The organism is Kitasatospora sp. NPDC096140 (assembly GCF_040303045.1).
In the GTDB taxonomy this organism is placed as follows: Bacteria; Actinomycetota; Actinomycetes; order Streptomycetales; family Streptomycetaceae; genus Kitasatospora.
Genome location: NZ_JBEOUW010000011.1, coordinates 1 through 19,715 on the forward strand (window position 1 = coordinate 1; position 19,715 = coordinate 19,715).

Annotated in this window: 17 protein-coding genes, 1 tRNA gene and 1 pseudogene; 8 read left to right on the forward strand and 11 right to left on the reverse strand. The window is 74.9% G+C overall.

All coding sequences use genetic code 11. From position 1 onward, the window contains the following. Positions 1-46: 46 nt before the first annotated feature. A tRNA-Tyr gene (locus ABT048_RS13555) sits at positions 47-127 on the reverse strand. 217 nt (positions 128-344) lie between these two features. On the opposite strand from ABT048_RS13555, the gene ABT048_RS13560 reads away from it, so the two are divergent. After that, a complete protein-coding gene (locus ABT048_RS13560) occupies positions 345-833 on the forward strand; it encodes a YajQ family cyclic di-GMP-binding protein (RefSeq protein WP_350521529.1) in 489 nt (162 codons plus the stop codon). 123 nt (positions 834-956) lie between these two features. On the opposite strand, the gene ABT048_RS13565 is transcribed toward ABT048_RS13560, so the two are convergent. Together ABT048_RS13565 and ABT048_RS13570 are read right to left on the reverse strand one after the other, a co-directional pair. Then, positions 957-1,619, reverse strand: a complete 663-nt coding sequence (locus ABT048_RS13565) for a hypothetical protein (RefSeq protein WP_350521530.1) — start codon at positions 1,617-1,619, stop codon at positions 957-959. A 106-nt stretch (positions 1,620-1,725) separates the two neighbouring features. Beyond that, positions 1,726-2,214, reverse strand: a complete 489-nt coding sequence (locus ABT048_RS13570) for a hypothetical protein (RefSeq protein ID WP_350521531.1) — start codon at positions 2,212-2,214, stop codon at positions 1,726-1,728. A gap of 785 nt (positions 2,215-2,999) precedes the next feature. On the opposite strand from ABT048_RS13570, the gene ABT048_RS13575 reads away from it, so the two are divergent. The 4 genes from ABT048_RS13575 (at position 3,000) to mug (ending at position 7,252) form a co-directional block, all read left to right on the forward strand. After that, positions 3,000-4,388 carry a dipeptidase gene (locus ABT048_RS13575; protein ID WP_350521532.1) on the forward strand — a complete coding sequence of 463 codons (1,389 nt, stop codon included), beginning with the start codon at positions 3,000-3,002 and terminating at the stop codon, positions 4,386-4,388. A gap of 98 nt (positions 4,389-4,486) precedes the next feature. Then, positions 4,487-5,566: an aminopeptidase P family protein gene (locus tag ABT048_RS13580; RefSeq protein WP_350521724.1), complete on the forward strand. Its 1,080-nt coding sequence runs from the start codon at positions 4,487-4,489 to the stop codon at positions 5,564-5,566. A gap of 190 nt (positions 5,567-5,756) precedes the next feature. Further along, positions 5,757-6,677, forward strand: a complete 921-nt coding sequence (locus ABT048_RS13585; protein WP_350521533.1) for a phosphatase PAP2 family protein — start codon at positions 5,757-5,759, stop codon at positions 6,675-6,677. Beyond that, positions 6,674-7,252, forward strand: a complete 579-nt coding sequence (gene mug, locus ABT048_RS13590; protein WP_470325770.1) for a G/U mismatch-specific DNA glycosylase — start codon at positions 6,674-6,676, stop codon at positions 7,250-7,252. Before ABT048_RS13585 ends, mug begins: the two co-directional genes overlap by 4 nt. Before the next feature lie 194 nt (positions 7,253-7,446). Here mug and ABT048_RS13595 read toward each other — a convergent pair. Next, positions 7,447-8,307: pseudogene (locus tag ABT048_RS13595) on the reverse strand (LysR family transcriptional regulator); the annotation flags it as partial. 145 nt (positions 8,308-8,452) lie between these two features. Between ABT048_RS13595 and ABT048_RS13600 the strand changes: the two are divergent. Continuing rightward, complete coding sequence (locus ABT048_RS13600; protein WP_350521534.1) at positions 8,453-9,457, forward strand: NADP-dependent oxidoreductase; 1,005 nt, start codon at positions 8,453-8,455, stop codon at positions 9,455-9,457. Between the two features lie 135 nt (positions 9,458-9,592). Here the strand turns inward: ABT048_RS13600 and ABT048_RS13605 are convergent, their stop codons facing one another. Then, positions 9,593-10,564, reverse strand: coding sequence for a sigma-70 family RNA polymerase sigma factor (locus tag ABT048_RS13605; protein ID WP_350521535.1), 972 nt, complete (start codon positions 10,562-10,564; stop codon positions 9,593-9,595). 74 nt (positions 10,565-10,638) lie between these two features. Here ABT048_RS13605 and ABT048_RS13610 point away from each other — a divergent pair, with 74 nt between their 5' ends. Further along, positions 10,639-11,328, forward strand: coding sequence for an FMN-dependent NADH-azoreductase (locus ABT048_RS13610; RefSeq protein WP_350521536.1), 690 nt, complete (start codon positions 10,639-10,641; stop codon positions 11,326-11,328). A 32-nt stretch (positions 11,329-11,360) separates the two neighbouring features. On the opposite strand, the gene ABT048_RS13615 is transcribed toward ABT048_RS13610, so the two are convergent. From ABT048_RS13615 to ABT048_RS13625, 3 genes are all read right to left on the reverse strand, one after another. Further along, positions 11,361-12,335, reverse strand: coding sequence for a M48 family metalloprotease (locus tag ABT048_RS13615; protein ID WP_350521537.1), 975 nt, complete (start codon positions 12,333-12,335; stop codon positions 11,361-11,363). Between the two features lie 3 nt (positions 12,336-12,338). Further along, positions 12,339-12,764 (reverse strand): BlaI/MecI/CopY family transcriptional regulator, encoded by a 426-nt coding sequence (locus ABT048_RS13620; protein WP_350521538.1) that lies wholly within the window; start codon positions 12,762-12,764, stop codon positions 12,339-12,341. A 168-nt stretch (positions 12,765-12,932) separates the two neighbouring features. Next, on the reverse strand, positions 12,933-13,841 hold the full coding sequence (locus tag ABT048_RS13625; protein ID WP_350521539.1) for a DMT family transporter: 909 nt from the start codon (positions 13,839-13,841) through the stop codon (positions 12,933-12,935). On the opposite strand from ABT048_RS13625, the gene ABT048_RS13630 reads away from it, so the two are divergent. Further along, positions 13,840-15,294 carry an aminotransferase-like domain-containing protein gene (locus ABT048_RS13630; protein ID WP_350521540.1) on the forward strand — a complete coding sequence of 485 codons (1,455 nt, stop codon included), beginning with the start codon at positions 13,840-13,842 and terminating at the stop codon, positions 15,292-15,294. The genes ABT048_RS13625 and ABT048_RS13630 overlap by 2 nt on opposite strands. Positions 15,295-15,386: 92 nt before the next feature. Here ABT048_RS13630 and htpX read toward each other — a convergent pair whose 3' ends face one another. The 3 genes from htpX to ABT048_RS13645 all read right to left on the reverse strand — a co-directional run bounded on the left by htpX (position 15,387) and on the right by ABT048_RS13645 (position 19,710). Continuing rightward, positions 15,387-16,250, reverse strand: a complete 864-nt coding sequence (gene htpX / locus ABT048_RS13635; RefSeq protein ID WP_350521541.1) for a zinc metalloprotease HtpX — start codon at positions 16,248-16,250, stop codon at positions 15,387-15,389. Positions 16,251-16,504: 254 nt separating this feature from the next. Further along, positions 16,505-18,073 (reverse strand): NADH-quinone oxidoreductase subunit N, encoded by a 1,569-nt coding sequence (locus tag ABT048_RS13640; RefSeq protein WP_350521542.1) that lies wholly within the window; start codon positions 18,071-18,073, stop codon positions 16,505-16,507. Between the two features lie 56 nt (positions 18,074-18,129). Continuing rightward, a complete protein-coding gene (locus ABT048_RS13645) occupies positions 18,130-19,710 on the reverse strand; it encodes a complex I subunit 4 family protein (protein ID WP_350521543.1) in 1,581 nt (526 codons plus the stop codon). Positions 19,711-19,715 lie beyond the last annotated feature (5 nt).

The window sequence follows — 19,715 nt, forward strand, 5'->3', positions numbered from 1 at the left end:
GCCCCTGATCTGCGTTTCCGCAGATCAGGGGCTGTTTTCTATCCTGTGGCTGGTGCAGGGTTCGAACCTGCGTAGCTTGCGCGACAGATTTACAGTCTGCTCCCTTTGGCCGCTCGGGCAACCAGCCAGGACGTTCGTCGTCCGGGGTGTTCGCCCCGTTCGACTTGGTAAACCATACCCGATGCCGGGGGGTGCTTCGCCACTCGGTGGATCACCCGACGATCAAGGAACACCGGGCAGTCGTCGCGGGCGAGGGCGGGGTGGCGCTGGATAGGCTGGGGCGGCGGGCGCCCGGTGGGGCGGGCCGTGTCAGTGAAGCCAGAGCATCAAGGAGACCAACACCCATGGCCGACTCCAGTTTCGACATCGTCTCGAAGGTCGAGTGGCAGGAGGTCGACAACGCGATCAACCAGACCTCCCGTGAGATCGCGACGCGCTTCGACTTCAAGGGCGTGGGCGGCGAGATCAGCCGCTCCGGCGAAAAGATCGAGATGAAGGCCAACGGCGAGGAGCGCGTGCGCGCCATCCTCGACGTGCTGCAGACGAAGTTCGTCAAGCGCGGCCTGTCGCTGAAGGCTCTGGACGCCGCCGAGCCGCAGCTCTCCGGCAAGGAGTACAAGATCTTCGCCAACGTCAAGGAGGGCATCACCACGGAGGACGCGAAGAAGGTCGCGAAGATCATCCGTGACGAGGGCCCGAAGGGCGTCAAGGCTCAGGTCCAGGGCGACGAGCTGCGCGTCAGCTCGAAGAGCCGCGACGACCTCCAGGCCGTGCAGGCCCTGCTCAAGGGCAAGGACCTGGACTTCGCGATCCAGTACGTGAACTACCGCTGATCGCGGACCACGCCTGACCACGGACCACGCCCGGTCGTGGTCCGCCGTCGGCCTCCGGCCGGCGGGACGAACGGTACGGCCCCGCTCCCGGGTTCGGGAGCGGGGCCGTTCGCGTCGCCGGGGTCAGCCGGCGGCGGGGTGGCTGCGGGCCGCCGCGGTCAGTGCCTGGGCCCGGGCCCGGAGGGCGTCGAGCTGCTGCTGCACGGTGGCTGCGGAGGGCGGGGTGGCGGTGTCGGGGAGCCTGGACGGCGCCGGGGCGGGCAGCGACGGGAGCGACGGGAGGGCCGGGAGCTGCGGGAGGGCCGGGAGCTGCCCGATCAGGCCCTGCAGGGCGGCCTGGAGAGCAGCGATGAGCTGCTGGAGGGCTCCGAGGTCGGGAACGGCGGAGGTCACCGTCGAGAGCAGGTCGGTGACCAGCTTGACGATGTCGTCCACCGCCCCGAGCGCCGCGCTCGGGTCCGGTGTCGCGGGGAGGGCCGGGAGGCTCGACGTGTCGGGGAGCGCGGACTTGGCGGGGAGGGCCGACGTGGCCGGGGCCGCCGGTTCGGAGGCCGGGAGGGTGCTCGGCAGGGCCGGGACCGTCACGGGGGCGACGGACAGCGCGGACAGGCCGAACAGGCCCGGCACGGCGGACAGACCGGGCACGGCGGGCACGGCCGCGCCGGGAACGGTGGTACGGGTGGCCGCGGCTCCGTTGCCGGCGGCGGCGGCGGTGGCGGACGACGTGGCGACAGTGGTCAGCGCGAACGCTGCGGTCAGCACGACGGCCATCCGGGTGGCACGCATGGGTACTGCTTCCTCTCGCTGTGGATCAGGCGAGATCGCCTGATCACACGGTCGGGCAGTCCTCGGGACGCGGCCACCGCGCCTACGCCGAACGGTGCGTGACGGCTCAGTCGATCCCGGCCCACTCTCCGGTACTGCGGTACGCCCCCAGGCCGACCGAGTCGAACTCGTCCACCCGGCCCTCCTCGGTGCGCACGCCGAGCCGCCGAAGGGCTTGGGAGATCGGTGTGTCGGCCGGTGCGGGCTCGAACTCGCCGATGGCGAGCGGGCCGAGGACGATCCGGCCGTTCTCCCAGACCACGGCGCGCTGGGTGCCGCTGCCGCCGTAGTACTCGGCCTCGACGCAGGCGATCGGGCCGGCCTTCGACCAGGCGGCCAGCCGGAGTTCGAAGCCGTCGGAGTGCCAGCCGAATCCGGATCCGCCGACGGGCTTCAGCACGCTGCCGTCGCCCTGGAGCGCGGCGAGGACCCCGGAGGTGACCGGTATCAGCGCCATCCCCTGCGCCAACGCCACCACCCGGGCCGCCGGAACCTCCGCCGCTGCCACCCTGAGCAGCTCCAATGTTCCTATCAGCGCCTGGAGTTCGTAGGACATGCCGGTCATGGTGTCCCACCGCACCGACAGTCGGCCCGGAATTTATGATTCCGTGCCCGGTCGGAGACCGTAGAGCAGACTGAGCACCGTCAAGCACCGGGCCGCGGCGCCGAACGCGCCGACGCCCGCGGCCGGTCACCCGCTCGGGCGCGTGCCGCATGCGGCGGCCCCAGCATCCGGATGGACTGGCCGGGTACGGCCCGCCACGGGGCCCTTCCCCCGGCTCCCGCGCCATCGGCCGACGCCGACCGCCACCGGCTGACGACCGACGACCGACGACGGCCGCAGTCTGCCGCGGCCCCGGCGTGGGCGGCCGCTTCCACCCGCAGTCGAGCGCAGTCGACCGGGGCCGTACCGGAGGAGGATCGGATGAGTTCCACGGACGCGACGTCCTGGGTGCTGCTCGCGCTCGCGGCGACCGCTTCGGTGGCCGCTTCGGTGGCCGGTCTGCGCTCCGCCCCCGCCGCGGCGGTCCACGGCCTGGCCCGCGCCCTCCTCCGCCCCGGCCGGCCGGTCGGGTTCGACGACCGCGGGGATCGCGGGCGGCGGCCCGCCGGTGCCCGGCCCGCTCGCGCACCTCTTCCGCCCGCCGCGCAAGCCGGGTCGGCGCTCTCCGGACACGACCGGGGACACGGCAACGGACACCGACAGGACCACGGGCACGGCCCCGGTCGCCGGACCGGCGGTGCAGCGGGCGTACGGACCGCGCGGCCCCGCGGCGACCCGGTGCGGGACCGGACCCGACAGGCGACACCGCCCGCAGCCCGACCCCAGGGAGCCTCCGCATGAGCGACACCGCGCACACCGGCCCGAGCAGCGACGACAGCGACGAACTCGCGCGCCGGATCGCCGGGTTGATGCCCCGCGCGCGGGATGACCTGGCCGAGCTGGTGGCCATCCCGTCGGTCGCCGACCCCCGGCAGTACCCGCCGGAGAAGTGCCGCCAGGCCGCCGAGTGGGTCGCCGCCGCCTTCACCGAGGCCGGCCTGCGCGACGTCCACCTGGAGGAGACCCCGGACGGCAGTCACGCCGTGATCGGCCACAGCCCGCCGCCGCCCGGCGCCCCGACCGTGCTGCTCTACAGCCACTACGACGTCCAGCCCCCGCTGGACGAAGCCGCCTGGGACTCACCGCCGTTCGAGCTGACCGAGCGCGACGGCCGCTGGTACGGGCGCGGCGCCGCCGACTGCAAGGGCAACATCGTCATGCAGCTCACCGCGCTGCGCGCGCTCGACGGGGACGTGCCGGTCGGCCTCAAGCTGGTGGTCGAGGGCTCCGAGGAGCAGGGCACCGGCGGTCTGGAGCGGTACCTGCCGCCGCACGCCGGGGAGTTGCACGCGGACGCCCTGCTGATCTGCGACACCGGCAACGCGGCCGTCGGCGTCCCGACCGCCACGACCTCGCTGCGCGGGGTCACCGATGTGGTGGTCACCGTCCGGGCGCTCGCGGGCGACCTGCACTCCGGCATGTTCGGCGGCCCGGCCCCGGACGCCCTCGCCGCGCTGATCCGGATGCTCGACTCGCTGCGCGACGCCGACGGCGGCACCCGGATCGACGGGCTGGACCACGGCGGGACGTGGAGCGGCGTCGGCTACGACGAGAGCGCCTTCCGCACCGACGCCGGTGTCCTGGACGGCGTCCGGCTGACCGGCTCCGGCACGGTCGCCGACCGGCTCTGGGCCCGTCCCTCCGTCACCGTGCTCGGCATCGACTGCCCGCCCGTGATCGGCTCGGCCGCCGCCGTCCCGGCCACCGCCCGGGCCCGGGTGAGCCTGCGGGTGCCGCCCGGCACCGGGGCCCGCGCCGCCCAGGACGCGCTGGTCGCACACCTGGAGGCCGCCGCGCCCTGGGGCGTGCTGGTGGACGTCGAACGGGAGGGCGCCGGCTCGCCGTTCCGGGCCGCCACCGGCGGGCCCGCGTACGCCGCGCTCGACCGGGCGATGCGGGAGGTCTACGGCGCACCGGTCTCCTTCCTGGGCCAGGGCGGCTCGATCCCGCTCTGCGACGTCCTCGCCACCACCTACCCCGACGCGGAGATCATCCTGATGGGCGTCGAGGAGCCGCGTTGCCTGATCCACGCGCCGAACGAGAGCGTCGACCCGGACGAGATCGCGCACATGGCCCACGTCGGGGCGCTGTTCCTCCGGCACTTCGCCGACTCCGGGAGGCGCTGAGGGAATTCGAGGACGATGGAGTCCCAGCAGCGCCCGTCCGCCCCCGAGGAGGAACCGCCGTGCCCCGACCCTTCACCGTCGAGGACCACACCGCCCGGATGACCCGGGCCGCCGCCGAGGCGGCGGCCGCCGGGCTGGCCGGCCTGGTCGTCGCCCCCGGACCCGACCTCTCCTACCTGTGCGGCTACACGCCCACCGCGATCACCGAGCGGCTGACCGCCCTCGTCCTCACCGCCGGGCGCGAACCCGTCCTGGTCGTCCCGAGGTTGGAGCGCCCGGACGCCGAGAAGGCGGTCGGCGCCCGGGCCGTCCGGCTGCTCGACTGGTCCGACGGCGAGGACCCGTTCGCCACCGCCGGTCCGCTGCTCGATCCGGCCGGGCGCTACGGCGTCTCCGACGACGCCTGGGCGATGCACCTGCTCGGTTTCCAGGCGGCGCTGCCCGGCGCCTCGTTCACCTCGCTCACCGAGACCCTGCCGATGCTGCGCGCGGTCAAGGACGACGAGGAGCTGGACCGCCTGGCCGCGGCCGGCGGCGCCGCGGACGCCGCCTACCGCGGGATCCTGGAAGTCGACTTCGCCGGCCGCCGGGAGACCGACGTGGCCGCCGACCTCGGCGCGCTGCTCTTCCAGTACGGCCACAGCCAGGTGGACTTCACCGTGGTCGGTTCCGGCCCCAACGGCGCCGATCCGCACCACGAGGCCGGTGACCGGGTCATCCGAACGGGTGACACCGTGGTGCTGGACTTCGGCGGCCTCAAGGACGGCTACGGCTCCGACACCACACGGACGGTGCACGTCGGTACGGACGTCCCGGCCGAGGTGCGGAAGGTGCACGAGCTGGTCCGGCTCGCCCAGCAGACCGCCTTCGAGGCGGTCCGTCCCGGTGTCGGCTGCCAGGAGATCGACCGGATCGCCCGGCGGGTGATCACCGAGGGCGGCTACGGTGAGCACTTCATCCACCGCACCGGCCACGGCATCGGCACCACCACGCACGAACCGCCGTACCTGGTCGAGGGTGAGGAACGGCCGCTGGTGCCCGGGATGTGCTTCTCGATCGAGCCCGGGATCTACCTGCCCGGCCGGTTCGGGGTGCGGATCGAGGACATCGTCGCCGTCACCGCGGCCGGCGGCCGCCGTTTCAACAACACCCCGCACGAGCTGGGCATCGTGGCGTGAACGCGATGCCCAGGACGACGCCGACAACGGCGCCGACCGGATCTGACGTTCTTACGATCTGGTCATATTTCATCCAGAGTCCTCCAAGTTTCGATTGCTAGTTTCGGTGCGCATGACCAAGACCCTCCCCCCGGCCCCGCCCCGCGCGCGGGCCGGGCGACCGCGCCCGGTGCCTCGACCCCGCCCCCGCGTGACGGGCTGGTCGAGACTCCGCTTCCTGGCCTGGCCGCTCTACCTCACCGGCCTCCTCTGGTTCCTGAGCGACGAGGGCATCCCGGCCGCCAACGACGTGCTGTTCCTCTGGCTGATCGGCGCCCTGCTCACCGGCGCCGTGCACAGCGGGCACGGCCCCCGCGGCTTCGTCCTGGTCCTGCGCGACTGGGTGCCGGTGATGGCCGTGGTCTGGACGTACTCCCTGCTGCGCGGCTACGGCGCGCACACCCCGTGGGCCCCGCACTGGCTGCCGCAGCTGCGCTTCGACGAGGTGCTCGGCTTCGGCGAGACCTGGACGGTCCGGCTCCAGCACGCCCTCTACACCCCCGGCTCACCGCACTGGTACGACTACGCGGCGGTGGGCGTCTACCTGTCGCACTTCTTCGTCGTCTTCCTGCTGCTCGCGGTGCTCTGGCGACGCGCACACCACCGGTTCCGACAGCTGCTCGCCTGCTACCTGACGCTCACCTTCGCGGGCTTCGCCACCTACCTGCTCTACCCGGCCGACCCGCCGTGGCTGGTCGCCCAGCAGGGCAACCTGCCGCAGGTGTCCCGGGTGGTCTGGGAGGTGATCTCGGTGAGCGGGCTGCCGCAGGCCGACTCGCTGCTGGAGAACGGCAGCCAGTTCGCCAACGACGTCGCCGCGATGCCCTCGCTGCACTCCGCCTACCCGGCGATGCTGCTGTTCTTCCTCTGGCCCACCGCCCGTCCCTGGCTGCGGGCGGTCCTGGTCGCCTACCCGCTCGCGATGACGTTCACCCTGGTCTACGGCGCGGAGCACTTCATCATCGACGTCTTCGTCGGCTGGGCGTACGCGGCCGTGGTGGTGTTCGGCCTGCGGTGGCTGCGCAACCGCCGCACGGCACCGGCGGAGAGCACGGCAGACTTGGCCGGGTGAAGCCGCACCCGCCGACGAAACCCACCGCCGAACAGCTGCTGGCCGCCGAGGACACCACCATCCCGGACGTCTCCGGGCCGGGGCTGCGGGTGCTGTTCTGCGGCATCAACCCGGGCCTGTGGTCCGGCGCCACCGGGCACCACTTCGCCCGGCCCGGCAACCGCTTCTGGCCCGCGCTGCACCGCTCCGGCTTCACCGGGCGCCAGTACCGGCCGGACGAGCAGGAGCAGCTGCTCGCACTCGGCCTGGGCATCACCAACGTCGCCCCGCGCACCACGGCCAAGGCGGACGAGCTGAGCGCCGAGGAACTGCGCGAGGGCGGGGCCGCGCTGCGCGAGCGGGTGCTGCGGCTGCGCCCGCGGGTGCTGGCCGTCCTCGGCATCGGCGCCTACCGGACGGCCTTCGGGCACCGGCGGGCCGCCATCGGGCGCCAGCCGGAGGGCATCGGGGACACCGAGGTGTGGGTGCTGCCCAACCCCAGCGGCCTCAACGCGCACTACACGCTGGACGCGCTGGCCGGGGAGTTCCGCAAGCTCCGGGAGGCCGTCGAGGGCGAGCCGGCGACCGGGGGCTGAGCCGGCGTCGAGGGCGAGCCGGCGACCGGGGGCCGAGCCGACGTCGAGGACGGGCCCGCGACCGGGGGCTGAGCCGGCGTCGAGGGCGGGCCCGCGACCGGGGGCCGAGCCGGCGTCGAGGGCGAGCCGGCGACCGGGGGCCGAGCCGACGCCGCAGGCCGGGCAGGTGCCAGTCCCGCCGGCAACCGCACCTCGCGCAGCTCGCGGATCACCGCCCGGACGGCGGCCGTCCCGGCCAGCTCGGGCGTGGTGACGTACCCGACCGAGCGGCTCGGCGGGAACGGCCCGAGGTCCGCGACGGCGAGGCCGGACGGGGCGCCGAGCAGCGCCGTCCGGGGCATGATCGCCATGCCGAGGCCCTGGGCGACCAGCGAGAGGGCCACCGTGTCGTCCTCCACGTCCACGGTGGCGGGCGGGATCCAGTCCTGCCGCTGCCACCAGTCCCGGGTGTACGAGCCGCAGTTCTCGTCCCAGTCGACCAGCGGGAGCTCACGCGGCGCCGGGTGGCCCTGCGGGTGCGCGAGCGCGTACGACTCCTCGTACAGGCGTACCGCGACCAGGCCCGGGACGGGCGGCGGACCGCCGGCGTCCAGGGTGGCCAGCCCGAGGTCGGCACGGCCGTCGGCGACCTCACCGGCGCTGCCGCGACCGATCTCCCGGACGATCCGGACGTGCGTGGCGAGCCCCGGGTGCCGCTCGGCGAGCCGGGCCAGGACGGGCGGCAGCAGATGGGCGGCGGCGCTGCGGAAGGCGGCGATCCGCAGCGTGCCGGTCAGCGGGCCGTCGGCGCCCGCGCCGCGCACCTCGGGACCCATCGCGTCCAGCAGCCGCAGGATCCTACGGGCGTACGCCACGGCCCGGGCGCCGGCATCGGTGGGGCGTGCGCCGTGGCGCCCGCGGTCGAAGAGCACCGCACCGAGCTTCCGCTCGCAGGCGCGCACGGCGTGCGAGACGGCGGACTGGGTGGTCTCCAGGCGCGTGGCAGCCGCCGTGAAGCTCCGCTCCTCGTCGACGGCGACCAGGATCCGCAGCTCGTGCGGGGCGAGATCGGTCATGCGCCCGAATCTAGTCCCGGACGTGTCGATCCATCGATCCGGCTCATGGAAGCCGCCGTTCCATCGACCACGGCCCCTGCCCGGCCGCTCCCCCGCTTTCTACGGTGATCACGTCCCGCCCGTCCTCACCCGTCCGGAGCACCCGATGTCCCGCCCCACCGCGCACGCCGTCCACCTGGTCTCCCGCCCCGACGGCGCGCCGACCGCCGCGAACTTCGCCTTCGTCGAGGAGACCGTCCCGGCGCTCGCGGCGGGCGAGGCCCTCGTCGAGAACCTCTACCAGTCCGTCGACCCGTACATGCGCGAGGAGATGGACGAGGGCGGCTGGGCGCTGCACGCGCCGCTGGAGGGCCGCACCCTCGGCCGGGTGGTGGAGTCCCGGGCCGACGCCCTGCCCGTCGGGGCGCTCATCCACCACCGCCAGGCCTGGCGGACCCACTCGGTGGTCACCGCCGAACGGGCGAGCCTGCTGCCCGACTTCGCCGGGGTCCCGCTCAGCGCCCACCTGTCGGTGCTCGGCGGCACCGGCCTGTCCGCCTGGGTCGGCCTGACCCGGATCGCCCGCCTCCAGCCCGGCGAGACCCTGTTCGTCTCGGCGGCCGCCGGCGGCGTGGGCACCGCCGCCGGACAGCTCGCCCGACTGCTCGGTGCCGGACGGATCGTCGGCAGCACCGGCTCCGCCGCCAAGGCCGCCCACCTCACCGAACACCTCGGCTTCGACGCCGCCTTCGACTACCACGACGCCCCGATCGCGGAGCGCCTGCGCGAGGCCGCCCCCGAGGGGCTGCACGTGTACCTCGACAACGTCGGCGGCGACCACCTGGCGGCCGCCATCGGCGCACTGCGCGACCACGGCCGGATCGCCTGGTGCGGCGCCGTCGCCCAGTACGACCACCCGCAGGCCCCGCCGGCGGCGCCGCGCAACCTCTACGACGTGGTCGGCAAGAGCCTGCGGCTGGAGGGCTTCCTGGTCCGCAACCACCTCGACGCCCGGCCCGAGCTGTACGACTTCCTCGTCCCGCACCTGCGGTCGGGCGCCGTCGTCCCGGACGAGACGGTGGTGGACGGCTTCGAGCACGTGGTGGATGCCTTCCTCGGCATGCTGCGCGGCGCCAACACCGGGAAGATGCTGGTCCGGATCGCCGACTGACCCGTTCGCCGTCCGACGCGTTCGCCGTCCGACGCGTACGACGAGCGGCCCGTCCGACGGCCGACCCGTCGACGACCGGACGCGTTCGAAGGCGGGCGGGCGTCCGACGACCGGACCGCGCCCGGTCGCCGGAGGTCACCCCGGCAGCACGGCCAGGTCGAGGGCGGCGAGCCGGGCCGGGTCGGCGACCACCTCGTAGCCGGCCACCCGGCCGTCCGCCACCGCCACCCGCAGCACCAGCCACAGCCGCCCGCCCGGCGCGATCAGGATGCCGGGCACCCCGTCCACCAGGGCCACCACACCGTGCCGGGCCCGGCGGCCGAGAACGGTGGTCTCCCGGGCGACCGTCGCCGCGCCCCGGGCCACCGGGGAACGCCCGGGCGGCAGCGCCGCCGGATCGGCCCGGCGCACCACGTCCGGGGCCAGGACGGCCAGCAGCCCGGCCAGGTCCCCGTCGCGGGCCGCGGCCAGGAAGGCCTCCACCACCCGCCGGTGCCCGGCCAGCGGCTCCGGGGGCAGCGCGGCCGTGCCGCGGACCCGCTGCCGGGCGCGGCTGGCCAGCTTCTTGGCGGCGACCGGGGTCCGTCCGACGATCGGCGCGATCCGGTCGAAGGGCACCGCGAAGCCGTCGTGCAGCACGAAGGCGACCCGCTCGGCCGGGCCCAGCCGGTCCAGCACCACGAGCAGCGCCCGGCCCACCGACTCGACCAGCAAGGCCTCCCGTTCCGGATCCGCGCCGCCGCCCGCCGCGTCCGGCAGTGCCTCACCGGTCGGCTCCTCGCGGCGCGCGGCGCGGGCCCGCAGCAGGTCCAGGCAGATCCGGGAGACCACGGTGGTCAGCCAGCCGGGCAGGTTGTCGATCTCCGCCGGGTCGGTCCGGACCAGCCGCAACCAGGCCTCCTGCACGGCGTCCTCGGCCTCACCGGTCGATCCGAGCATCCGCCGGGCGATCGCCAGCAGCCGCCCGCGCTCGGCCTCGAACCGCGCCGCCGTCCCCTCGGGCGTCGCCCCGCCGGCGCCCGTCCCCTCCGCGGTCGGCCCCTCCGCGCCCGGCCCCTTCGCGGCTGCGCTCTCGGGGGTCGCTCCCGTCGTCCCGTCCCGGTCCATCGGTCACCTTTCCTCGGCCCGGCCCGTCACCGCTATGACGATCCGTCCGCCCCCGAGGTGACAAGGAGACCGCCATGACCTCCGCCACGCTGCTCCACCTGGACTCCGGCATCAGCCCGACCGGCTCGGTCAGCCGCGCCCTGACCGACCGCTTCGCCACCGCCTGGCGCGCCCGGCACGGCGACACCGCCCGGCTCCGGTACCGCGACCTCGCCGCCGACCCGGTGCCCGCGGTGGGCGCCGCCTACGAGACCCTCGGCCGCCGGACCGAGCGCAAGGGCCCGCTCCCGCCGGAGGACGTCGCCGCGCTGGCCGAGAACCCGGACGAGGCGCGCGAGTGGGCGCTCAGCCGCCCGCTGATCGAGGAGCTGCGGGCCGCCGACACCCTGCTGCTCGGCAGCCCGATGTACAACCTCACCGTCTCGTCCGGCCTCAAGGCGTGGATCGACCGGGTCTCCTTCCCCGGCGCCTACGTCGATCCGGGCACCGGCGAGCGGCTGCTGCGCGACACCCGCGTGGTGGTCGTCGCCGTCCGCGGCGGCGGCTACGGGCCCGGCACCCCGCGCGAGCACGTCGACTTCCAGGTCCCGTACCTGCGGGCGTACTTCGGCAACCTCGGGGTCACCGCGCAGCACCTGCACGTCGTCACCGCCGAACTCACCCGGGCCGCGGACGTCCCCGCGCTGAACGGCCTGGAGCCGCTCGCCGTCGAGTCCCTGGCGGCAGCCGAGGCCGCCGTCGACGAACTGGCCGCGGCGCTCTGAGCCGCACCGGCCCGCACCGGCCCGCACCGGCCCTACAGCGGGGTGACCGCCTTCAGCACCAGCAGCAGGGCCACGGCGGCGTTGAGCGCGCACAGCGCCGACGCCGCCGTGCCGACGGCGGCGACCATCGCCGCCAGGCCCGCCGGGGTCTTGGCCGGCGGCCAGTTGCGGGAGGTCGGCACCGGGCCGAGCAGCGCGGCGACCCTGCGCGGCACCGGGCCGGCCGCCGCCGCAGCCGCGGCCGGGGAGGCCGGGGAGGCGAAGGCCGCGAAGCCGGGCGCCGGGGCCGCGTGCGAGACCAGCGCCGCCCGGGCCACCGCCCGCGCGGTGATCCGGCGGTCCCCCACGGCCTGCGCCGAGTCCTCGTCCGCCCACCGCTCCGCGCTGTACGCGACCGCCGACTGCAGCGGCCGCAGGAAGGGGTTGACGCAGGCGGCGAGCTGGGTGGTCAGCAGGTACCGGTGGTGACGGTGGCGCAGGTGCGCCCGCTCGTGCGCGAGCAGCGCCTCCCGTTCGTCCGCCGCCAGACCGTCCAGCATCCCGGTGGAGACCACCACCCGCCCGGGCGAGCCCGGCAGCGCGTAGGCGTACGGGCTGCGGTCCGGCAGCACCGCGAGGTCACCGACCGTCCCCGGTCCTTCGGGCAGCCCGGACAGCGCCCGCCGGGCCCGGGCGCGCACCCGCAGGTGCCGGACGACCGTCCGGGCGCAGGCGAGGCCCACCAGCGCCAGCAGCCACATCGCGGCCGTCCCGACGCTCTCGTGGTAGGGCAGCGCGGCCCGCACCTCCGGGTCGGACCAGCTGTCCGGCAGCGGGTTGCCGGGGATCTGCGCGGTGCCCACCACGCCGATCAGCCCGAGGCAGAGCACGCTGCACACCGCCATCACCGCGCTGATCGCGGTCATCAGCCGGGCCGCGCCGCGCGGGTGCAGGTGCTGCTCGGTCAGGCGCGCGATCGGAACCGCGGTGAGCGGCAGGACGAGCGGGAGGAAGACGAAGAAGCCCACGGGTCAGCTCTCGCGGTCGGTCGCCGTCGGATCGGCGGAGGCCGCGTCGAGCAGCGCCCGCAGCAGGTCCTCGTCGTGCGGCAGCAGCGCGCTGACGAAGCTGGCCAGGACGGCGTCCCGGTCCGCCTCCCCGTCGAGCATCCGCCGCATCCGCAGCGCCGCCAGCCCGGCGGCGTCGGAGGAGGCCTGCCACAGGTAGGACCGGCCGGAGCGGGAGCGCGAGACGGCGTTCTTGGCGTGCAGCCGGGACAGGATGGTCATCACGGTGGTGTACGCCAGGTCGCCCTCCAGGCGCTCCTGGACCCACCCCGCGGTGGCCGGGCCGGGCGCCTGCTGGAGCACCGCCAGCACCTGCGCCTCCAGTTCGCCCTGGCCGCGTCGTCGGGCCGGCGCGTCCCCGGCCGCCGGGGCGTGCCTCTCGTCTGCCATGACGGCCCACTCCCTCCGGATGCCGCGCCCGGACCGACGGGCGCGGCTTCATCCTAACGAGCGCAGGACTGCTCCGAAGCGGTCGGCGCGGGGGTTCGGGGGCGTACGGTCGGCCGCGTCCGGGCCTCCCGTCCGCCCTCCCGTCCACCGTCCCGTCCGCCCTCCGGATCAGGCCCGGGCCCGCTGGGTCACGGCGATGCAGACCAGCACCACCGCCGCCGTGACCGGTGCGGCGGCCGGCAGGTCCTCGCCGAGCAGCAGCACCGACCAGACCAGCGTCAGCAGCGGCTGACCGAGCTGCAGCTGACTGGCCCTCGGTACGCCGATCGCGGCCATCCCCCGGTACCAGAGCACGAACGCGCCGAACTGCGACACCGCCGCGACGTACGCCAGCCCGACCAGCGCCTTCGCGCCGAACCGCACCGGCTCGGTGGCCAGCCCGAACGCCGAGGTCAGCAGCATCACGGGCAGCGCGGCCAGCACCGCCCAGGCGATCACCTGGGCGCCCGGGAGGTCCCGGGAGAGCCGCCCGCCCTCCGCGTACCCGGCCGCGCAGACCACCAGGCCGACGAACAGGTAGAGGTCGGCGAGGGTCGGCCGGCCGTGGCTCTGCAGCAGGGTGAACACCAGGACGGCCGCCGCCCCCGCCAGCGCCGCCGCCCAGAACGCCCGGGACGGCCGCCGGCCGGTCCGCAGGGCCGAGACCACCGCCGTGGCCAGCGGCAGCACCCCGATCACCACCGCCGAGTGGGCGGTCGAGGAGGTGCGCAGGGCGAGCGTGGTCAGCAACGGGAAGCCGAGGACGCAGCCGCCGGAGACGACCAGCAGGGCGGGCCAGTGCCGCCGCTTCGGCAGCGGGGCCGCGGCGGCCAGCAGGTAGAGCGCCGCCAGCGCCCCGGCCAGGACACCGCGCAGGCCGGTCACGGACCACGGGCCGAAGCCGGTCAGGGACCACGCGGTGGCCGGGAAGCTGAGCGAGAAGGAGGCCACCCCGAGGGCGGCGAGGGCGGTGCCGGAGGCCGCGGCCTGCTTCGGTGCTATCGCCCGAGGAAGAGTAGCGCTATCTTGTACCGTCATGAATGAGCGTAGCAGTGTGGCCGAACTCGCCGATATCCTCCGGCGAGAGGTCGAGCGCTACCCGGAGGGACGGAAGCTGCCCGCCAGTCGGGCACTGACGGAACGCCACCAGGTCAGCCCGGTGACGGTCTCCCGGGCCATCGCGGTGCTCGTCGCCGAAGGACTGGTGGTCTCCCGGCCCGGCGCCGGGGTCTTCCGGGCGGCGGCCTTCGCCGCGGCCCCGACCGCCCCCGCCGCACCGCCCGGGCGCACCGGCGACCTCTCCTGGCAGGAGATCGCGCTCAGCGCCGAGTCCGGCCCGCGCGACCTGCTCGCCGCCCCGGTGTTCGCCACCCTCCGGGTGCCGCCGCCCGACGTCATCGACCTCAACAGCGGCTACCCGCACGCCTCACTGCTGCCCGAACGCCTGCTCGCCACCGCCCTCGCCCGGGCCGGCCGGCGCCCCGGCGCCTGGGACCGCCCGCCCGTCGACGGCCTCACCGAACTGCGCGGCTGGTTCGCCCGCGACATCGGCGGCCACGGCGGACCGATCGGCGCCGGGGACGTCCTGATCACCGCCGGCGGCCAGAGCGGGCTCACCGTCGCCATGCGCTCGCTGGCCGCACCCGGCTCGGCGGTCCTGGTGGAGTCACCGACGTACCCGGGCATCCTGGCGGTCGTCCGGGCCGCCGGGCTGCGGCCCGTACCCGTCCCGATCGACGCCGACGGCGTCCGCACCGACCTGCTGGCGGACGCCTTCGCCGCCACCCGGGCCCGGGTCTTCGTCTGCCAGCCGCTGTTCCAGAACCCCACCGGCGCGGTGCTCTCCCCCCGGCGGCGGGAGGAGGTCCTGCGGATCGCCCGCGCGGCCGGGGCGTTCGTGATCGAGGACGACTTCGCCCGGCTGCTGGCCCACACGGACGCCCCGGCACTGCCGCGCCCGCTCGCCGCCGACGACCGGGACGGCGTCGTGGTGCACCTACGCTCGCTGACCAAGGCCGCCTCGCCCAACCTGCGGATCGGCGCCCTCACCGCCCGGGGCCCGGCCCTGGCCCGGCTGCGGGCCACCCAGGTGGTGGACAGCTTCTTCGTGCCCCGCCCGCTCCAGGAGGCGACGCTGGAACTGGTCGCCGACCCCGCCTGGGCCCGCCACCTGCGCACCCTCGGCGCCGAGCTGCGCGACCGCCGCACCGCCGCCGTCGCCGCCCTGCACCGCGAGCTGCCCGGACTCCTCACCATCCACCGCCCGGGCGGCTACCACCTGTGGCTGCGCCTGCCGGACGGCACCGACGACAGCGCCCTCGTCACGGCCGCCCTGCGCACCGGCGTCCAGATCACCCCCGGCCGGCCGTACCACGCCGCCGAACCCCCGGCCCCCCACCTGCGCCTCAGCTACGCCGCCGCCGAGAGCCCCGCCCAGGTGGCCGAGGGCATCCACCGGCTGCGCCTGGCCTACGAGGAGACGACGAGCTGACAGCCGGGGCGACGGACCACGGACGGCTGACGGCTGACGGCTGACGGCTGACGGCTGACGGCCCGAGCGGCGCGCCCCGGGCAGCGGACCGTCTACCGCCCGTGACCCGCCATCCGCTCCAGGCGGGCGATGCGCTCCGCCATCGGGGGGTGGGTGGAGAACAGCCTGGCGCCGGCCTCGCCCGGGCGGAACGGGCTGGCGATCATCATGTGGCTCGCCGTCTGGAGCTGCGGCTCGGGCGGGAGGGGGAGCCGACGGGTGCCGGCGTCGAGCTTGCGCAGGGCGCCGGCGAGGGCGAGCGGGTCACCGGTGATCCGGGCGCCGTCGGCGTCGGCCTGGTACTCGCGGGAACGGCTGACCGCCATCTGGATCAGTCCGGCCGCGAGCGGCCCGAGGATCATGATGGCGAGCATCCCGAACAGCCCCGGCCCGTCGTCGTCGTCGGAGCGGCCGAAGGGGATCAGCCAGGCGAAGTTCACCAGGAACATCACGACCGAGGCGAGTGCCCCGGCGACCGAGGAGATCAGGATGTCCCGGTTGTAGACGTGGCTCAGCTCGTGGCCGAGCACGCCCCGCAGCTCCCGTTCGTCCAGGATCTGCAGGATGCCCTCCGTGCAGCAGACCGCCGCGTTGCGCGGGTTGCGGCCGGTGGCGAAAGCGTTGGGCGCCGGGGTCGGGGAGATGTAGAGGCGGGGCATCGGCTGACGGGCGGCCGTGGAGAGCTCGCGCACGATCCGGTACAGCTGCGGAGCCTCGAACTCGCTGACCGGCCGGGCCCGCATGGCCCGCAGCGCGAGCTTGTCGCTGTTCCAGTACGCGTAGGCGTTGGTCCCGAGGGCGATCAGCAGGGCGATGATGAAGCCGGTGCGGCCGAAGAAGCTTCCGATCACCAGGATCAGCGCCGAGAGGCCGCCGAGCAGGACGGCGGTCCTCAGTCCGTTGTGCCGGCGGTGCACGTCAGGCCCTCCAGTGGTGCGGTGGGGAAGCCCTTTCTGCCTCGTCCCTCTTGCCCCGTCAACGGGCGGGGCCGGGGACCTTGTTCCCTTGTGACCGACGCGACACCGACGCGACACCGACGCGGCACAGCGGCCGCACCGCAGCACAGCCCCGCCCCACGGCCCCGCCCCACGGCCCCGGCGCACCGCACCGCACCGCCGGTGCCGGCACCGCACCACGCCGCGGGCACCGGCCGGCCCACCCGGGTGCGGGCTCAGAACAGCGAACCGCCCGCGACCTGCAGCACGAGCTGCGGTGCCACCGACAGGACCACCGCCGCCGAGGCGGTGAGCCCCAGGGTCGCGGACAGGCTGACCGGCAGCCGGCGCTCGGTCTCGACGGCGACGCCCGCCGGCGCCTCGGCCGCCGGGGCGAACAGCCGCGCCGTCCACAGCAGGTAGTAGTACAGGGCGACGACCACGTTGACGGCCATCACCACGGCCAGCCAGCCCAGCCCGGCGTCGACGGCCGAGCGGAACACCACGACCTTGCCGAACAGGCCGATCACGCCCGGCGGCAGCCCGGCCAGGCAGAGCAGGAAGAAGGCGAGCGCGAGCGCCGTCCAGCGACGGCGGGCGAAGAGGCCGCGGAAGTCGTCCACGCTGGTCCCGGCCCGGCGGCCGACCGCCGCGACCACCCCGAAGGCACCGAGGTTCACCACGCCGTAGATCAGCGCGTACGCGGCGGTGGCGCCGAGCTGGTCGGCCCCGGTCGGCGCGTAGCCGGCCGCGGCGAGCGGCACCAGCAGGTACCCGGCCTGGCCGACCGAGGACCAGGCGAGCAGCCGGACCGCGCTGTACCGGGTGTCGAAGCGCTGGCGCAGCGCGCCGACGTTGCCGACGGTCATGGTGACGGCGGCCAGCACCGCGAGCACCAGGCCCCAGGTGTGCGCGTAGGGCCGGAAGGCGACGGTGGTGGCGAGGGCGAGCCCGGAGAGGCCGGCCGCCTTTCCGACCACCGAGAGGTAACCGGCCACCGGCAGCGGGGCGCCGGTGTAGGTGTCGGGGACCCAGAAGTGGAACGGGACGGCGGCGACCTTGAACGCGAAGCCGACCAGGGTCAGCACCGCGCCCGCCTCGGCCAGCGGCTTGAGCTGTCCGGGGGCGTGCTCCAGGCCCTGGGCGACGGCGCCGAGGTGCAGGCTGCCGCTCGCCGCGTAGACGAAGCCGATGCCGAGCAGCATCACGGCGGTCGCGGTCACGGAGGAGACGAAGAACTTGAGCGCGGCCTCCGCGCCCCGGCCGTCCCGGCGCAGCGCGACCAGGGCGAAGGCGGGCAGCGAGGCGACCTCCAGGGCGATCACCATGGTGGCGAGGTCGCGGGAGGCGGGCAGCAGGGCGGCGCCGGTGGCGCTGGAGAGCAGCAGGAACCAGTACTCGCCCCGGGGGAGCTTCTCGTCGTCCACCGTGTGGATCGACAGCAGCGCCGCGATCAGCGCGCCGCCGAGGGCGAGCAGCTGGAACACCAGCGCGAAGTGGTCGGCGACGTAGGAGCAGCCGGCCGCGGCGGCGCCGATCGGCGGAGTGTCAGTGCCTCCTGTTACGTTCTGCACGCAGAAGGTCGCTCGGGGTGACCCACCGGTGAGGGGAAGGAGCGCGATGAGGGCGAGGGCGAGTCCGGCCGCGGTGAGGCGGCCGAGCCACTTCTTGTGCCGCTCGGGCAGGAACAGGTCCGTGACCAGCACGGCGAGGGCGGCCACGGCGGCGATCAGCGGGGGCGCGATCGCCACCCAGTCCACGGACTGGATCAGGCTGCCCGGGTTGGCTACGGCGAGGGAGGTCACAGTGTGCTGCCCCGTGGAGTGAGGTCCGAGTGCGGCGGTCTGGGCTGCGAGCACGGTCAGCCACCCCCGAGGAGGTGCTTGACGGCGGGGTTCGAGAGGCCGAGCAGCAGCGCGGGCCAGAGGCCGGCGAGCAGGGTGAGCGCGGCCAGCGGCGTCCAGCTGACGGCCTCGTACGGGCGCACGTCGGCCACCTCGGCGACCGGCGCGGGCTGCTCGGGGTCGCCCATGCAGACGCGCTTGACCATGATCAGCAGATAGGCGGCGGTGAGGAGGGTGCCGAGACCGGCCAGGACCATGTAGGTGACGAAGGCGGGGCGCGACAGGCCCTCGGCCGGGTCGAACGCGCCGAACATGGCGAGCACCTCACCCCAGAAGCCGGCCAGGCCGGGCAGGCCGAGGCTGGCCACGGCGGCGAAGGCGAGCAGTGCGCCGAGCCGTGGCGCTCTGCCGTACAGCGCGCCGCCGGTGGCGCCGGCGAGGGTGTCGAGGTCGGCCGTGCCGTAGCGGTCCTTGAGCGCGCCGACGACGAAGAACAGCAGGCCGGTGATCAGGCCGTGGGCGATGTTGGCGAACAGCGCGCCGTTGACGCCCACCGGGGTGAGGGAGGCGATGCCGAGCAGTACGAAGCCCATGTGGCCGACGGAGGAGTAGGCGATCAGGCGCTTGAGGTCGCCCTTGGCGCCGGGGCGGGCCAGCGCCAGACAGGCCAGTGAGCCGTAGACGATGCCGACGGCCGCGAACGCGCCCAGGTAGGGGGCGAGCGTCGTGGTGCCGTCCGGCACGATCGGGAGGAGGACGCGGACCAGACCGTACGTGCCCATCTTCAGCAGCACGCCGGCGAGCAGCACCGAGCCCACCGTCGGGGCGGCGGTGTGCGCGTCGGGGAGCCAGCTGTGCAGCGGCCAGGCGGGGGCCTTGACCGCGAGGCCGAGCAGGATCGCGAGCCCGGCGATCACCTGGGTGGTGTGGCTCATCCCGCTGCCGTGCGCGGCGGCCAGCGCCTGCATGTCGAAGGTGCCGGTCCTGGTACCGATCAGCAGGAAGCCGAGCAGCATCACCGCCGAGCCGAGCAGCGTGTAGAGGATGAACCGGTTGGCGGCCGGGGCCTTCGCGCCGCTCCCCCAGCGGGCGATCAGGAAGTACATCGGGATCAGCACGATCTCGAAGGCCAGGAAGAAGAGCAGGAGGTCCAGCACCGCGAAGGTGGCGAGCATGCCGACTTCGAGGAGGAGGAACAGCCCGACGAAGGCCTGCGCGGACGGACGGGGCTCGTCAGGGGCTCCGCCCCGGGCGTCCCCGTTCGGCAGCCGCTTCTCCGAGTACAGCGCGCAGAGGAAGGTGAGGAGGGCGGTCAGCACGATCAGCGGCAGCGAGACGCCGTCCACGCCGAGGTGGAGACGCACGTGCAGGGCCGGGATCCAGGACACGTCGGTGGTGGCCTGCATCCGGGCGGGCTCGTCCTGGTCGAAGCCGGCCGCGAGGGCGATGGCGAGCAGGAGCGCCACGCCGGTGACGACGGTGTTCAGCCGCAGCGCCCGGCGGTCGGCGACGGCTCGCTCCGGGCCGAACACCGGCGCCAGGGTGAGCGCGGCGCCGAGCAGCGGCAGCACCAGGAGGGCGATGAGGACTGCGTTCATCGGGG

Coding starts and splice junctions, on each gene's coding strand:
- ABT048_RS13565 (WP_350521530.1), bottom strand. CDS start 1,619: ATGCGTGCCACCCGGATGGCCGTCGTGCTGACCGCAGCGTTCGCGCTG.
- ABT048_RS13570 (WP_350521531.1), bottom strand. CDS start 2,214: ATGTCCTACGAACTCCAGGCGCTGATAGGAACATTGGAGCTGCTCAGG.
- ABT048_RS13600 (WP_350521534.1), top strand. CDS start 8,453: ATGTCCCGCCCCACCGCGCACGCCGTCCACCTGGTCTCCCGCCCCGAC.
- ABT048_RS13575 (WP_350521532.1), top strand. CDS start 3,000: ATGAGCGACACCGCGCACACCGGCCCGAGCAGCGACGACAGCGACGAA.
- ABT048_RS13580 (WP_350521724.1), top strand. CDS start 4,487: ATGACCCGGGCCGCCGCCGAGGCGGCGGCCGCCGGGCTGGCCGGCCTG.
- ABT048_RS13620 (WP_350521538.1), bottom strand. CDS start 12,764: ATGGCAGACGAGAGGCACGCCCCGGCGGCCGGGGACGCGCCGGCCCGA.
- ABT048_RS13645 (WP_350521543.1), bottom strand. CDS start 19,710: ATGAACGCAGTCCTCATCGCCCTCCTGGTGCTGCCGCTGCTCGGCGCC.
- ABT048_RS13630 (WP_350521540.1), top strand. CDS start 13,840: ATGAATGAGCGTAGCAGTGTGGCCGAACTCGCCGATATCCTCCGGCGA.
- ABT048_RS13625 (WP_350521539.1), bottom strand. CDS start 13,841: ATGACGGTACAAGATAGCGCTACTCTTCCTCGGGCGATAGCACCGAAG.
- ABT048_RS13605 (WP_350521535.1), bottom strand. CDS start 10,564: ATGGACCGGGACGGGACGACGGGAGCGACCCCCGAGAGCGCAGCCGCG.
- ABT048_RS13610 (WP_350521536.1), top strand. CDS start 10,639: ATGACCTCCGCCACGCTGCTCCACCTGGACTCCGGCATCAGCCCGACC.
- ABT048_RS13560 (WP_350521529.1), top strand. CDS start 345: ATGGCCGACTCCAGTTTCGACATCGTCTCGAAGGTCGAGTGGCAGGAG.